This window comes from Ponticaulis profundi (assembly GCF_042659465.1).
Taxonomy (GTDB): Bacteria; Pseudomonadota; Alphaproteobacteria; order Caulobacterales; family Hyphomonadaceae; genus Ponticaulis; species Ponticaulis profundi.
Genome location: NZ_JBHSSW010000009.1, coordinates 150,985 through 166,591, shown reverse-complemented (window position 1 = coordinate 166,591; position 15,607 = coordinate 150,985). Strand labels below are relative to the sequence as shown.

Genomic DNA, 15,607 nt, shown 5'->3' with positions numbered 1-15,607 from the left:
TCGCGGGGTAACGCTTGGGAAAGGGAACAATAGCTACCGCTAAATTTCGCAGGCACGGGCGCACAAAACGAAAAAGCCGACCCGGAAATCGGATCGGCTTTTCAAATCAATTGGTCAGGCGCGACTAGTAGGTGTAGCGCAGGCCAAACTTCGCTGTGTAGGAATATTCTTCATACTGCAGCAGGCGCGAACGGTCCGGACCTTTTTGATAAGCCAGATAGTTCGCATCGTTCAGGTTCACGAGATCTGCAAAGACCTGGAAGTTGTCGTTTATCCGGTATTTCGCGGACGCATCGATTTGCAGGTGTTCGTCGATATAACGGTCTTCACCAGCGCTGCCGCCAGCCTCATCAAGATACTCATCACGATAAGAAGCGGTCAGACGCAGCTCGAGGCCGCCTTTGTCATAACCGATCATCGCATTGTAGGTGTTCTTCGCAGATGCCGGCAGAGGAATGCTGCGCATGCCGCCGTCACCATTTGGAATCTCACCTTCTGCGTCGGTGTAAGTATAGTTGAAGCCAACCAGCGTGCCATTAAGCAGGCCCGGCAGGAATGTCAGAGGCTGCTGATAGTTGAACTCGAGGCCGGTCACGGTCGCCGTGTCACCATTGATCGAGTAAGCCACCACATCATCTTCACCCGTGAAGACATAGCCCGCAAAGGTTTGTGGGCCTTCAACTTCAACATCGACCAGGAAGTCACGAATGCGCTTGTGGAAGGCACCGAGCTGGATCACGCCGCCATTGTCGAAATAGTATTCCGCTGACGCATCGAAGTTCCACGCACGGTATGGATCGAGATTCGGGTTACCGAATTCTGCTTCGACCTCATCATCGTCATTCTTCTCGATCAGCTGGTTCGGTGCGATCCGGCTCATTTTCGGACGAACAACAGATTTGAAGATACCGCCGCGCAGGACGAGCTTGTCCGTTGCATCAAACTTCAGGTTCAGGCTTGGCAGAACGTCCGTATAGTCTTTCGAGTACTCAACCGGGGTGACGAAAACCATATCGTCGTCAAGCACTTCGCCGTTATAGGTCGCGCCTTCTTCGATCAGCTCAGCATAATTGCCGCGCATATCGGTTTTCGTATCCTCGACACGGATACCGCCAACAAGGGTCAGTTTCTCGGTCTTGTACTTGCCCTGAACAAAGGCCGCCAGAACGTCTTCATCCACTTCGAAGAACGCAGCTGCAGATTCGAAATCAGCATCCAGTTCTTCCAGCTCGAGTTCGCCATTTGCAAAAGCAGCAGCGTTGGCAGCGCGCGTTGCACCGAGTGCCGGAACGAAGCCAATGTCGAACAGGCCGTAAGACGGTGAGCCAGCAACATCGCCAAGGTTGTACTCAGCGCCTTCATATGGCGACTCGTTCAGAGAATAGCTCTTGGTTTTCAGACGGGCTTTGACACCGGTCTTGAATTCAAACTCATCACCGTTCTGAAGATCGTAGTCGCGGGCGATATCGAACTGACCAGACCATTCTTCTTCTTCAGCAAGGCCATCGACCAGCGTGACTTTGTCGTATTCGTATTGCGAAGGATCATTGAAGAGATCACCGCCGGATACGACGTCGAAAGTGGTTGTTTCGATGTTTGAATAGTCAAACACGACACCAAAACCTTCATCATCAAACTCGCGAACGAATTCGGTCTGGTCCTGCGTATCGAATTCATGCTCTTCCGCTTTGGAATAAGCGAGCTTGTATTCGAATTTCCATGTGTCGAGGTCAGTTTCGCCACCAACCTGGTAAGATTCGATTTTCTGGCTTTCAAAGCGGTCCTTGAGGTCACGAACGACTTCAATTTCTTCTTCCTGATCGGAGAATGTCACTGTGTCACCGGATGCATCGACAATCGAATCCGCATCCAGAGCGAAGATCAGGCGGCCGCGCTGTTCGAAATCATCAAACTGGCTGACAACGGCGCGGGCATACAGTTCTGTGTGCTCGGCAGGGCGCCAGTCGAAAGACAGCGTGCCGCTGACACGCTCGCGTTCAACATCATAGTCGCGATATTCAACGTCTTCGGCGAAAACGATACCGTCTTCGTTTTCCCAGCCGTCCATCTCCATGTTATCGGTCGATGTCTTGCGCTTATAGTAAGACAGACCGCCGGAAATACCGAAATTGTCGGTCACCGGATAGACGAAGTCAAACGCGCCTTTCGGAGACGTTTCGCTGTTCAGATCATTGTAAGAGCCTTCAACCGTCGCAGAGAAGTATGGATCTTCGCGGTCAAAGCCTTTTGTGGTTTCGATTTCGATGCTGGCACCGATCGTGTCAGCATCCATGTCCGGGGTCAGCGTTTTCTTGACCGAGACAGAGCTGATCAGTTCAGACGCGATGACGTCCAGCGCAACGGCGCGGCTGTCTGACTCCGGCGATGGAACGCGGACACCGTTCAGAGACGACGCGTTCAGTTCCGGATCGAGACCACGAACAGACACGAAACGGCCTTCGCCCTGGTCATCCAGAACGTTGATGCCCGACAGACGACGGACAGATTCAGCAACGTTCTGATCCGGGAACTGGCCGATATCGTCACGGGTGAGAACGCTTTCGACTGTATCGGAATTGCGTTGTTGCGCGATCGCAGCCTGCATGGCTTCGCGCATACCAACGACTTCAATCGTGTCGAGGCGTTGTTCTTCTTCAGCCGTTTGCGCAATGGCAGGCATGGCAAGGACAGCTGACAGTGATGTGAGCGCGGAGGTCAGCAAGAGCGCGCGCGAGCGGAAGGATGCCCGGGTCTTGTTCATGGAATTTCCCCTGTTTCATACGAACCCGGAGCAACCCTCTATGCGTGAGCCGTGACAGTTTGGCGACGCGTTGACGACAGTTCGGTTACACTCGCCCCGATTGTCGGTCTGCGAGCACGTTTTCACCGTCTGTGGTAATTTCATCACGCCCTGAGACGTCCGGTTTCCAGCAAAACCGGACCATGGCATCGGTCTGTGGCGGTCGTGACACATGCCCTCGCAGGAAAGGCTGGTCTCCCGCAGCGTCACGTTACGGGACAATATTTTCTCAAAATTTGCTTTGACTTTGGCAAAGTCTTCCAGCATTTAACCATTCGTCCAATGTGGAGATTATGAAATGGCGTATCTGCCGACAAATTTTCCAAGTTGCATCCTTCGAGGCGAACTCGAACAGGAGACACAGCCTCATGGAGGATGTTGGACGTAAGAGCAGATCCACTGCTCAAGGGCGGGAAACCGCTTTGTCACCAACCCTCCACACGCTGGAGGGTTTTTTATTGGCTGACGCCATGACTCTGCCTCTTCGCGTGTGGAATTCATGAAGAGGAGAGGTCAGGATTTGACCTTCATTTAGATGAGCAATTTCGAAGTGATCGAAACGCATAAAGGCGGGACGATCAAAGCCTGGGTGAGAGGTGTTCCGGTGGAACCCAAAGCCCGTGAACAGCTGGAGAATGTGGCGGGCCTTCCCTTCGTCCATTCGCATCTGGCTGTCATGCCGGACGTCCATTTCGGACGGGGCGCAACCGTCGGATCTGTGATTCCGACCCGCGGCGCCATCATTCCGGCAGCCGTCGGCGTGGATATTGGGTGCGGTATGATGGCCATACGGACAAGTATGACCGGTAAGACCCTGCCCGATAACCTGTCGCGTGTCCGGTCTGAAATCGAGCGGAAAGTGCCGGTCGGAAATGGTCGTGGCGGAAGTTTTGGCAACACGCCTGCAAGCGTGGAAACCCGGCTTCGCAAGTCCGGCCTGGCCGAACGGCTGGATCTGATCCTTGCCAAACATGGCAAGCTCTCGGCCAATCATTTCTCAAGCCAGCTCGGAACGCTTGGTGGAGGCAATCACTTCATCGAGCTCTGTCTGGACGAGGAAGACCGGGTCTGGGTGATGCTGCATTCGGGATCACGGGGCACGGGAAACCGGATCGGGACCTATTTCATCCAGGAAGCCCGGCAGGCTCTGGAGAAACGGGTGCTGGGTTACCACGTTCCTGACCGAGACCTGGCCTTCTTTGTCGAGGGTGAGCCATTGTTTGACGACTATGTTCAGGCGGTGCTGTGGGCGCAGGATTATGCACGGCTCAACCGGGAAGCCATGATGGACCGTGTCCTTCAGGCCTGCCGCGAGACCCTGCGTGAATTCACCACCGACAAGCAGGCGGTGAACTGCCACCACAACTATGTGGAACGCGAGCGCCATTTCGGTGAAGACGTCTGGGTAACCCGGAAGGGTGCTGTCCGGGCGGGTGATGGCGAACTTGGCATTATTCCGGGCTCGATGGGGGCGAAATCCTTCATTGTCCGCGGAAAAGGCAATCCGGATAGCTTCTGTTCCTGCTCCCATGGTGCAGGGCGGAAAATGAGCCGGACGGCCGCCAAGGCGAAGTTCTCGCTCGATGACCACATCCAGGCCACCCGACATGTCGAGTGCCGGAAAGACAAAGGCGTCATTGATGAAACGCCAATGGCTTACAAGGACATCGAGGCCGTGATGGCTGCGCAGACCGATCTGGTGGATGTCGTCCACACACTCCGTCAGGTCGTTTGTGTCAAAGGCTGACGATAACCCGCTTTCTTTTCTGAAGGCGGGTTATTGACCATGTTCAAAAGACAGTCAAAACTTCAGAAAATAGCCGACTGTTTTTTCGATGATAAAATCCGTTCTGATTGTGGGTGGCGGCAGCGCAGGCTGGATCACCGCCAACATGCTCAACGCTGACATGAAGCGTGCCAATCTGCCGGTTCAGATCACGTTGATCGAATCTCCGGACATCCCCACCATCGGTGTTGGTGAGGCCACCGTGCCCAGCATCCGCCGTACCATGACCGGCATTGGCCTGTCTGAGCAGGATCTGATGCAATCCGCCGAGGCGACCTTCAAAACACTGATCCGCTTTATCAACTGGAACAAGGGTGAGGCTTATGATCACCCTTTCGACCGACGTCCGCGGCCGGGCTCGGAACAGCTCGCCCGGCAATGGTCGGCGCGCAACGGAAAGCGCTTTGATCAGACCGTCTCCGTGCTCTCTCAGATCGCAGATGAAAACCTCGCGCCGAAAACACCACAAACACCGCAATACCAGGCCAATTTCCCCTATGCCTATCATCTGGATGCCATCAAGCTGGCCAACCGGCTGAGCGATTTTGGCCGTGAGCGTGGCATTCAGCATGTTCAGGCGAAGATAGAGGCCGTGTCCGTCCAGCCCGATGGTCAGATTGCTTCTGTCACCACAGATCAGGGAGAGACCTACAGCGCCGATCTGTTCGTCGACTGCACAGGCTTTCGATCCGTGCTCTTGGGTGATGCGTTGAATGTCGGCTTGAAAACCTATTCAGACTATCTGCTATGCGACCGCGCCGTCACAATGCGCGTACCTTATGACGTCTATAAACCAGAGCAGATTGTGACCTATACCCGCTCCATCGCCCGCGATGCAGGCTGGCAATGGGATATCAATCTGCAGACCCGTCGCGGCCTTGGCTATGTCTATTCCAGCGCTTTCCTCTCAGATGATGAGGCAGAGGCCCAGCTGCGGGCCTCTGAAGGCCCACACACAAAAGACATTCCGGCAAACCGGATCAAATTTGCCAGTACGAAACGTCATGTCAGCTGGAAGAAAAACTGCGTCGCCATTGGCCTGAGTGACGGCTTCCTGGAGCCATTGGAATCATCCGGCCTCTATATGATCGAATATGGCGCCCAGATGCTCGGCCTGATGCTTCAGGATTTTGCGCATGCGCCCGACGCCACCATCCGGAATTTCAACCGGAATATGGATGACCTTTATGAAGAAGTGCTTAGCTTCATCAATCTGCACTATGTCATTTCAAATCGCCGCGACACCCCATTCTGGCGCGCGGCGACGGCAGACTCGGCGATCTGGTCAGGGCTGAAGGAGAAGCTGGAAATCTGGCAGAACCGACCCCCGCATGACATGGATATGCACGGTCCACAGCGTCTGTTCGCGCTCGATAGCTTCGAGTTCATTCTGCATGGCATGAAATATGTCGCGCCAGACCATGGCCTGACACCGACCATGCCGGATCATACCGAAATTCTGAAGAAATGCCGGACCCATCTGCCGAAACATGAGGTGTTTCTCGACCTGCTCGCCAGAGCCAGCAGAGCAATGGCATAACCTGCACAAAACCTGACTTGCCGCCGTGCCGTTTGCCGCTCACGCGGCATAGCGAACGGCTTTGTCCGAAAGAATGGGGGCTGACGGCTTCTAATTCACACCAATCGCCCTACCTTCGATGAAGGTTCAGGGAAGCGAAGGCCATGTTTGAAAAGATAAAAGCCCGCTTCAGGGGTACATTTCTATTCGATTTGCTGAAGGCATGCTCCCGCAATGATCTGACCACACGCGCGGCCAATCTGGCGCTGTTTTCCATCATGTCGGTCTTCCCCTTCATTGCCATTCTGGTTTGGCTGACCACGCTGAGCGGGTCTGCCCATGATGCGCATGTCTGGTCAGACCGGTTCGACCTGTTCCTGCCACCGGATTTTGCAAAACTGGTAACCGAGGAGATCGACTACAGGCTGGAACAATCTGTTGGCAAAAATGCGTGGACGCTGATGTTCCACATGCTGCTCCTTCTGTTCAGTGCAGGCGCTGCGGTCCGGTCATTTCTGTTCAGTCTGCGTGAAATTGCCATCGCCGAAGAAAAAATCGGCATCGCCCATATTTTCTGGCGATCTTTCTTCTTCATCATCCCGATCGTTTTGTTTGTCTTCATCGCGTCCGGTCTGGTCGGCGTGGTCAGCTATATCATCTACACACTGTCCGATTTTCTGGCTTCGACCTGGCTGGTCATGCCCCTGCTCTGGCTGATCATCACCCTGATCCTGGTCGTCATTCTGAATGGCGTTTATGCGTCCAGCCTGATTGGACACCAGATCATCCGCATTCACGGCTGGCTGGGATCGAGCGTCGCTGCCGCGCTCGTCACCGTCGTGACATTAGGGCTGACGGCTTATTACGAGATCAATCCGGTGAACCGGGAATGGTATGGATCGCCCGGCTTCATCATCAATGTACTGTTATGGTTCTATGCCTGCTCGGTCTGCGTCCTGCTCGGCGCACAGATCAATGCGGTAAATTTCCTGCGTAACAAACCCTAGCGGCGCCGCCCTCCCAGAATGCCACGAATGACATAGCGGGTCAGTTCGCGCGCCACCACGCGCAGACCGGATTTCACCGCCGTCTCCCCATAGGACTGACGATTGGATTTTCGCCGGGTGGATTTGGTCCGGGCCTTGGCCAGCGCCTCTTTCTTTTTGCGCTCTTCCTCGGTCTTTGCTTCGCGTTCGGCGAGCTTTGCCGCCTCAATCTCACGCTCTTCGAGCAGCTCGTATGCTGATTCCCGATCGACCGGCTTGTCATACATCAGTCCGACTGGACTTTGCGAGAGTATGACCGCGCGCTCTTCGGGTAAGGCAGGGCCCAATCTGGACGATGGAGGTCGAATAAGCGTTCGCTCAACGATTGACGGCACGCCTTTCTCATCCAGTGTGGAAACCAGCGCTTCACCCGTTCCAAGATCGGTGATCACAGCTTCGGTGTCGAAATCAGCATTTTCCCGGAAACTCTCGGCAGCTGCCTTCACCGCCTTGCGCTCGGCTGGCGTATAGGCCCGCAGCGCATGCTGAATACGGTTGCCAAGCTGCGCGAGCACGGAATCGGGAATGTCGCGCGGGTTTTGCGTGACAAAATAAACGCCGACGCCTTTGGACCGGATCAGTTTGACGACCTGCTCAATCTTCTCGAGCAATGCGCGCGGCGCGCTATCGAACAGCAAATGGGCTTCATCAAAGAAAAAGACGAGCTTTGGTTTGTCCGGATCGCCAACTTCCGGAAGTTCTTCGAACAGCTCCGACAACAGCCAGAGAAGAAATGTGCAATAGAGCCTTGGGCTGTTGATCAGCCGGGTGGCGTCCAGAATGTTCACATAACCCCGGCTATCCTGGGTCGTTCGCAGAAGGTCGGTCAGTTGCAGCGCCGGTTCACCGAAGAATTCTTCAGCCCCGTCGCGTTCCAGAACCAGAAGGCGGCGCTGAATAGCCCCGATGCTGGCCGTAGACACATTGCCATATTCCTGGCTGATCTCTGTCCGGTTTTCCGAGACGAAGACCAGCAATTTGCGCAGATCCTTCAGATCAAGCAGCAGAAACTCATGGTCTTCTGCCACTTCAAACGCAACGATCAGAACGCCTTCCTGCGTTTCATTCAGTTCGAGAAGCTGAGCAAGCAGAATGGGTCCCATATCTGCAATCGTCGTGCGAACCGGATGCCCCTTCTCGCCGAACAGATCCCAGAAGATGGTTGGCGCCGCCGCATAGGGCAAAGCGCCGAGACCTATCGTGTTCGCGCGAGACTGGAGCTTGTCGTGCAGCTTGTGGGTCGCGCTGCCTGGCTGAGATATCCCTGACAAATCGCCTTTAACGTCTGCGCAAAAGACCGGAACGCCCGCATCGGAAAAGCCCTGCGCCAGAATTTGCAGCGTGACCGTCTTGCCTGTGCCGGTCGCTCCGGCGATCAGGCCATGTCGGTTTGCACGACTGAGAAACAGCTTTTGCGCTTCATTCTGTTCACGCCCACCGCCGCCAATAAAGATCGATCCGGTCATGCATTCCTCCACACACGGAAGAATCTTTATCTTCCGCCACAAAGAATGCAAAGAAATACATCATATTGACGGGGTCTGCCGGTGCGTTAGCGTCACAAGCGCACGCAAGAGAAGGGGTGTCATGTTGGAAGGTATTCGATCTGCTGTCTGGATCATCGCCGTCGGCGTGATCGTTACTGCACTCTATCTCGGGCGGGATATCTTTGCGCCTTTCGCAATCGCCGTCTTTCTCTGGCTGGTCATGGAAAGCTTTGCCCGCCAGATCGACGAAACCCTGAAAATTCTACCAAGCTGGGCATGTCGGCTGATCGGCATTGCGCTCGTGCTTTTGGGCTTTGGCCTGGTGCTCGTGTTTCTCGGTCAGGGCATTGAGGATATTTCCGGTCGCGCCGGTGAATATGAGGCGCGGATCAATGATCTGATACGCGATATTTACATGATGATCGGGCTTCCGAATGCGCCGACCCTGTCCAGCCTCCTCTTCGGCGAAACCGGGCAACGTTTCATTGGCGCCCTGGCCTCTGCGACGAGCGCGCTGAGCGAGAATCTTGTCATCGTCCTGATCTACGTGGCGTTTCTGTTTCTGGCAGCATCGAACTGGTCCACAAAACTCGACGAAATCTTCAAGGATCCGGGCCACCGCGAACAGGTTCGTCAGGTGTCGGCCGAAGCTGCGCGCGGCATTGAAAGCTATCTTTGGACGCAGACCGTCATATCCGTTCTGATCACCACGCTGACCTACCTGACACTGATCGCGCTTGGCGTGGAGAACGCTATTCTTTTGTCGGTTCTGATCTTTATCCTGAACTATATTCCGACCGTCGGTTCGATACTTGCGGCTTTTGTGCCGTTACTGTTCGCAATCGCGCAACCCAGCTGGCCCGGTTATATGCCGGACAATACCTATCTGAATGCCGGCCTCGTCTTTGCGGGCGTCAGTTTCTGGCAATTCAGCATTGGCAACTTTATTCAGCCGCGCCTCATGGGAGACACTTTGAACCTCTCGACACTTGTGGTTTTATTATCTCTGTCGATCTGGGGCGCACTTTGGGGCATTCCAGGGATGTTCTTGTCTGCCCCGCTGACTGTGCTCGTAATGGTCATATGTAATCAGTTTAATAGTACGAAATGGCTGGCAATATTGCTGTCTGCCGATGGCAAGCCCGGAAAGTAAAATTTTTTTGATTTGAAAATCCTGATCGGAATCTGAAGGTTAGAAAATCGCGTCTTTTTTTTATCGTTAAAAAGCAAATATCAGCTTGGCAAACGCAAGAATAATACTCATATAGCCGCTTCTATTTAATGCTGTTGTCTTACAGCATACCAGTTGGGCCTCCGCGTGCGTCCCCCACCCAGCCTGCGGAATGAGGCCCTTCGAGCCCGTCGGACACGTCCCCGTCTGACGGGCTCACCTCAACGAAAAATCATTCTGAAAATTTTCGTCCAATTTTCATCAAGTTTTTCCTCCAATCCCTTATAATAAATGTCTCGCCATCTCTTATTCGGTAAGTTATGGCCGGAAAGAGATGCTTTGGAGGAAAAGTCTATGGTCTCTGGTGGCAATACCGATAAATTTCCGCTGGATTTATGGATTCAGTCGGCAAAAAATCTCCCCTGGAAAGAGGGGCAGCCGATTTCTGACAAAGCACTGAATTTCCTGACGCAGATCTACAATGTCCTCGATCCGTCATCCTTTGATCAATTCAAACAGGATGATGTGGCGCTTTGGGCGCGTGATTTCTGGATGTGGAGTGCTTCACGGCCTGGCGTCGGCGCCAAGATTCAGACCCGGCGCGCGGTTGGAGCATCCGGAAATCCCCTGCCCTATTCTTTGCTTGAGATTGTCGGACCAGACATGCCGTTTCTGGTCGCCTCCGTTACGGGTGCCTGCCAGAATCTGAACATCAATCCAGTGCTGGTCATCCACCCGATTGTCGACATTGATCGCGATGAAGACGGAAACCGCATCGAATCTGGCAGTGCTGTTCGCGAGTCCTGCATTCTGATTGTTCTGGATCTTCTGGATGATGCAGCCCGGAAAACACTGGAAAATGAGGTCCGTGATACGCTGAAGGACATTCAGCTGAGTGTGCAGGATTACTTTGCCATGCACGGTCAGATGAAACAGGCTGCCATTGATGTCGCGTCCAATCAGTTCGTGTCTCAGGACAAGGCCGCGGAAGCCGCTGACTTTCTCAAATGGCTCGCCGATGAACACTTTATCTTCCTTGGGTGCCGCCATTACCGCTTTGTTCGCAAGGATGATGGCAGTCTGGCACAGGAAGAGCCAGAGATCGTTCAAGGCACCAGTCTTGGCATTCTGCGCGATCAGGACCGGTTCATTCTGAGCCGCGGGCATGAACCGACCAGCATCACACCACAGATCTCAGAGTTTCTGGGTGAGCCTGATCCGATCATTGTTTCCAAGAGCAGCAACCCATCCCGCGTGCATCGCCGCGTGGCCGCCGACTATATCGGCGTGAAGCAATACGCCAATGACGGTCAGGTGATTGGCGAGATCCGTTTCACCGGTCTTTTCACTGCGGACGCCTATAACCGCATGGCGCGCGAAGTCCCGCTCATTCGCCGCAAAGTCTCTCATGTGATCTCAACTGCCGGCAAACGACCGGGCAGTCATGATGCAAATGCATTAAAACACATTCTTGAGACCTATCCGCGCGATGAGCTCTTCCAGATGTCGGAACTCGACCTTCTCGATGTCTCTCTGGCCATCCTTCAGCTGGAGAATCGCAAGGAAACGCGTCTCTTCGTTCGCAAGGATCGGTTCAACCGCTTCATCTCTGCGCTTGTCTTCGTGCCGAAGGAATCCTTCAACACGGAATTGCGTTCGCGTATCGGCGCCATTCTTGAAAAAGCCTATGGCGGACGGCTGACAGCCTTCTATCCAAAACTCAGCGAAGCCCCACTCGCGCGGATCCATTTCCTGGTCGATATTGATCAGAACCATCCAGAGCCGGATATTGATGAGCTGGAAGCGGAAATTGCGCGCGTCTCACGCAGCTGGAATGACCGCATGCGCGCGCTTGTGCGGGTTCAGCGTGCCGAGCTTTCTCCGCGACTTTCGGAAAATCTGCTCACCGACGCGTTCAATCTTGCCTACAAGGAAGCCTTCTCACCGGAAGAAGCTTTGCTCGACATTCAGAAATTCTCAGAAATTTCAGAGCAAAGACCCGTCGCGTTGCGGGCTTTCCGTCTTCCGACCGATAGTGCGGAAACAATACGCGCAAAGATTTACACCTATCAGGACCCGGTCGAACTCTCCAATTGCGTTCCGATCTTCGAACGCATGGGCCTCTTCGTCGCCTCTGAGAGCGGTTTCCCTGTCCGCATTGGCAGCAATGGTCGTAGCTGGTGGGTGCATGATTTTCTCATGTATTCCGACGACCGCGCAGCCATCCGGCTGAAAGAGGTCGGCGCAGAATTCGAAGAAGCGTTTGAGAATGTCTGGCTTAACAAGACTGAAAATGACGGGTTTAACCGTCTCGTTCTGGCGATTGGCGCCAGTTGGCGCGAAGCTGCGCTTTTCCGCACATTAGCGCGCTACCGCAAGCAGACAGGGCTAGACCCGGCACAAACAACGCAGATTCAGGCGCTGTGTAACCATACCGGTATTACCCGGCACCTGCTGCAGGCCTTCCGCCTTCGGTTCGATCCGGATCTCGAACTCAGCCTGGATGATCGCGCGAAAGAAAGCGCGAAGATGCAAAGGGAGATTCTGGCCGAACTCGAGAAAGTCGAGTCTCTCGATGAAGACCGCGTGCTCCGTCGTCTGATGAGCCTGATTTATGCGATCCAGCGCACGAGCTTCTTCCAGCTCGACGAAAATGGAGAGCCGCTGACGCATATCGCGATCAAGATCGCCAGTGGCATGCTCGAAGCGCTCCCGGACCCAAAACCGTTTCGCGAGATTTTTGTCTGCGCGCCGCATGTCGAAGGTGTGCATTTGCGATTTGGGCCCGTTGCCCGCGGCGGTCTGCGCTGGTCAGATCGTCGTGACGACTTCCGCACAGAAGTTCTGGGCCTTGTAAAAGCTCAACAGGTCAAGAATGCGGTCATTGTTCCCGTCGGGTCCAAAGGCGGCTTCTATCCGAAAATGCTGCCAAAGGATGGTGATCCGGAAAGCATCCGCGCAGAAGGCATTCGCGCCTATAAGACGTTTATCCTCGCCATGCTGCAGCTGACCGATAATCTCATAGATGGGGAGCCACAGCATCCGGGACGAACAGTCATCTGGGACGGCGCCGATCCTTATCTCGTGGTTGCCGCGGACAAAGGCACGGCCACCTTTTCGGATATCGCCAACGGCATCAGCCAGTCGCTGGACTTCTGGCTGGATGACGCCTTCGCGTCCGGTGGTTCGGCCGGGTATGACCATAAGAAAATGGGTATTACCGCCCGTGGCGCCTGGGTCGCTGTGCAGCGTCATTTCCGGGAAATGGGCGTGAATGTTCAAACCGATCGCTTCAGCGTGATTGGTATTGGCGATATGGGCGGCGATGTCTTCGGTAATGGCATGTTGTTGTCCAAAACGATTGAGCTGAAAGCCGCTTTCAACCATTTGCATATTTTCCTGGATCCAAATCCAGAAGACACGGAGAAGAGCTGGGCCGAACGCAAGCGGCTCTTTGATATGCCGCGCTCCAGCTGGGAAGATTACGACCCCGATCTGATTTCAAGGGGCGGCGGGGTCTTTTCTCGCAAAGCAAAGAGCATCTCGCTGACGCCAGAGATCAAAACCTTTCTCGGCGTTGATGCTGACTCGCTCACTCCGCAGGAGCTGATGAATGCGATTTTGAAAGCGGAAGCCGACCTGATGTGGTTTGGCGGCATCGGCACCTATGTGAAATCAACATCTGAATCGCATCTCGACGTCAGTGACAAAACCAATGATGCCATCCGCGTGAACGCAGATGAGTTGAATGTGAAAGTTGTCGGCGAAGGCGCCAATCTCGGCGTGACGCAAGAAGCGCGCATCAACTTCTCCCGCCTGGGCGGACGCATCAACACGGATGCCATCGACAACTCGGCTGGTGTGGACAGTTCTGACCACGAAGTGAACATCAAAATCCTTCTGAAGAACGCCATTCAGAGCGGCGCACTGAAAGAAGCCGATCGCAATGATCTGCTTGCAAGCATGACGGACGAAGTTGCCGAACTTGTTCTGCATCACAATTACGATCAGACCGGCGCGCTGAGCGTGGCTGAAGCCTCTGCAGAAGTCGATCTCGACTCGCATGAGCGGATGATGGAGCGCCTGGAAGCCAAATCTATTCTGGATCGATCCGTCGAAGGCCTTCCAAAACCCGAGGAAATTCGGGTGCTTCACGAAACGCATCAGGGTCTGACCCGGCCAGAACTTGCTGTTCTTATGGCCTATGCGAAAATCACGCTGTTTGATGAGATCGTGGATAGCGATATCCCTGACGATCCATTCCTGGAAGGCGAGCTTTACGCCTATTTTCCGGAACCATTGCACGTTTATGCCGATGCGATGGAAGCTCACAGACTGCGTCGGGAAATCATTGCGACACGGCTCGCCAATGAAATGATCAATCTGGGCGGAATTACCTTCGTCCATCGCGTGAAAGAACGTGCGAACGCGGAAACAGCCACGATTGCGCAGGCCTTTATCGTCGCAAAAGAGTTGTTCGGACTAACACCTTTGCTGAAGCGCATTGATGCGCTCGACAACAAAATACCCGCAAATGTTCAGACATCGCTGCGGATTGATCTGATCAATGCCCTACGTCGCCAGGTTTTCTGGCTGGCGAAAACCCGCCCCGGCAACGCATCTATTGAAGATCTGGTCGACCAGTATGGAGATGGCATCAACCTGCTCATGTCCTGCGGCAATGAAATTCTGTCACCATTTGAACAAGATCTTCTGTCAGAAAGAATAGAAGGTTATGTTGCAGACGGTGCGCCTCAGGACATCGCAAAAGACGTCGCACTGGTTCTCGCCTCAACATCGGCAACAGACATCGTCGATCTTGCTCAGCAAGAAGACAAGGATGTGAGAAGCATTGCCCTGCTCTTTGCCGCCGTTGGAGAAGGTTTCCAGTTTGATCGCCTGCGACATGCCGCACTGACCCTGGAACTTGATCAACACTGGGATCGTCTCGCTGTGCGCGGAATCGTAGAAACTCTGCTCGGCCAGCAGTTCATGCTGGTTTCTGTCATGTCAAAACGCATGAGCGATGAGCGTTTTTCCAATTATGACGCCGCAAAATCGGACGTTGAAGGATTTCTCAAGCACCACGAAACAAGCTATAAGAAATTTGAAGGACTTTTGTCAGAAATAGAACAGGCGGGTGCATGGTCATTTGCCAAACTGGTTCTGATAGCCAACGCCATTCGAAGCTTCATCGATGAATCGGATTTAAGGACGGTTTAATGGTTCAAGCGCGGGATATCAGTCTGCGATTTCGAGATGGGAAACCGGAAGATGCTCCGCGTATTTCTGATCTCGGCCGACAGACCTTCGCGGAAACCTTCGGGCATATTTACTCGAAGGCCGATCTCGACACGTATCTTGAAACCTATTTCTCGCTCGAGCGGGTGTCCCGCGATCTGAACGATCCTGACATTGAATACCGTATCGCTGAAACCTCCATGAATATGGTCGGATATGCGAAAATTGGCCCTGTGAAGCTGCCCCTGACACGGGATTGCAAGAACGGGCTCCAATTGCACCGGCTCTATGTGCGTGAAACGCGCCAGGGCGTCGGTGTTGGTGGTATTCTGCTGAGCTGGGCGATCGACCGGTCTTCAGAACGCGGCGCAGAAGAGCTCTGCCTTGGTGTCTGGTCTAACAACCAGCACGCCATTGGCGTCTATGAAAATCGTGGATTCACGTCGGAAGGTTATTACGACATCAATGTCGGCCGGACGGTGGATCGGGAACTGATTATGTCCCTGAAACTCAAAGCCGTCATCGACGCCTGAGTCTCAGAAACACACCAGATTCAT

Annotated in this window: 8 protein-coding genes; 6 read left to right on the top strand and 2 right to left on the bottom strand. The window is 54.0% G+C overall.

From position 1 onward, the window contains the following. Nucleotides 1-124: 124 nt before the first annotated feature. The gene (locus tag ACFQDM_RS08285; RefSeq protein WP_377377925.1) at nucleotides 125-2,761 is read right to left on the bottom strand and encodes a TonB-dependent receptor; all 2,637 of its coding nucleotides are present in this window, start codon (nucleotides 2,759-2,761) and stop codon (nucleotides 125-127) included. 574 nt (nucleotides 2,762-3,335) lie between these two features. Here ACFQDM_RS08285 and ACFQDM_RS08280 point away from each other — a divergent pair. The 3 genes from ACFQDM_RS08280 to ACFQDM_RS08270 all read left to right on the top strand — a co-directional run bounded on the left by ACFQDM_RS08280 (nucleotide 3,336) and on the right by ACFQDM_RS08270 (nucleotide 7,112). Next, on the top strand, nucleotides 3,336-4,547 hold the full coding sequence (locus ACFQDM_RS08280; RefSeq protein WP_377377922.1) for an RtcB family protein: 1,212 nt from the start codon (nucleotides 3,336-3,338) through the stop codon (nucleotides 4,545-4,547). A gap of 88 nt (nucleotides 4,548-4,635) precedes the next feature. After that, nucleotides 4,636-6,126 carry a tryptophan halogenase family protein gene (locus ACFQDM_RS08275; RefSeq protein ID WP_377377919.1) on the top strand — a complete coding sequence of 497 codons (1,491 nt, stop codon included), beginning with the start codon at nucleotides 4,636-4,638 and terminating at the stop codon, nucleotides 6,124-6,126. Nucleotides 6,127-6,269: 143 nt separating this feature from the next. Continuing rightward, nucleotides 6,270-7,112, top strand: a complete 843-nt coding sequence (locus tag ACFQDM_RS08270; protein WP_377377916.1) for a YihY/virulence factor BrkB family protein — start codon at nucleotides 6,270-6,272, stop codon at nucleotides 7,110-7,112. Here ACFQDM_RS08270 and ACFQDM_RS08265 read toward each other — a convergent pair. Then, the gene (locus ACFQDM_RS08265) at nucleotides 7,109-8,617 is read right to left on the bottom strand and encodes a helicase HerA-like domain-containing protein (protein WP_377377913.1); all 1,509 of its coding nucleotides are present in this window, start codon (nucleotides 8,615-8,617) and stop codon (nucleotides 7,109-7,111) included. The two genes, ACFQDM_RS08270 and ACFQDM_RS08265, sit on opposite strands and share 4 nt — an antisense overlap. A 121-nt stretch (nucleotides 8,618-8,738) precedes the next feature. On the opposite strand from ACFQDM_RS08265, the gene ACFQDM_RS08260 reads away from it, so the two are divergent. The 3 genes from ACFQDM_RS08260 (at nucleotide 8,739) to ACFQDM_RS08250 (ending at nucleotide 15,583) form a co-directional block, all read left to right on the top strand. Then, the gene (locus ACFQDM_RS08260) at nucleotides 8,739-9,791 is read left to right on the top strand and encodes an AI-2E family transporter (protein WP_377377910.1); all 1,053 of its coding nucleotides are present in this window, start codon (nucleotides 8,739-8,741) and stop codon (nucleotides 9,789-9,791) included. Between the two features lie 372 nt (nucleotides 9,792-10,163). Then, the gene (locus tag ACFQDM_RS08255) at nucleotides 10,164-15,032 is read left to right on the top strand and encodes an NAD-glutamate dehydrogenase (RefSeq protein WP_377377907.1); all 4,869 of its coding nucleotides are present in this window, start codon (nucleotides 10,164-10,166) and stop codon (nucleotides 15,030-15,032) included. Continuing rightward, nucleotides 15,032-15,583, top strand: coding sequence for a GNAT family N-acetyltransferase (locus tag ACFQDM_RS08250; protein WP_377377904.1), 552 nt, complete (start codon nucleotides 15,032-15,034; stop codon nucleotides 15,581-15,583). The genes ACFQDM_RS08255 and ACFQDM_RS08250 overlap by 1 nt, the downstream gene beginning before the upstream one ends. Nucleotides 15,584-15,607 lie beyond the last annotated feature (24 nt).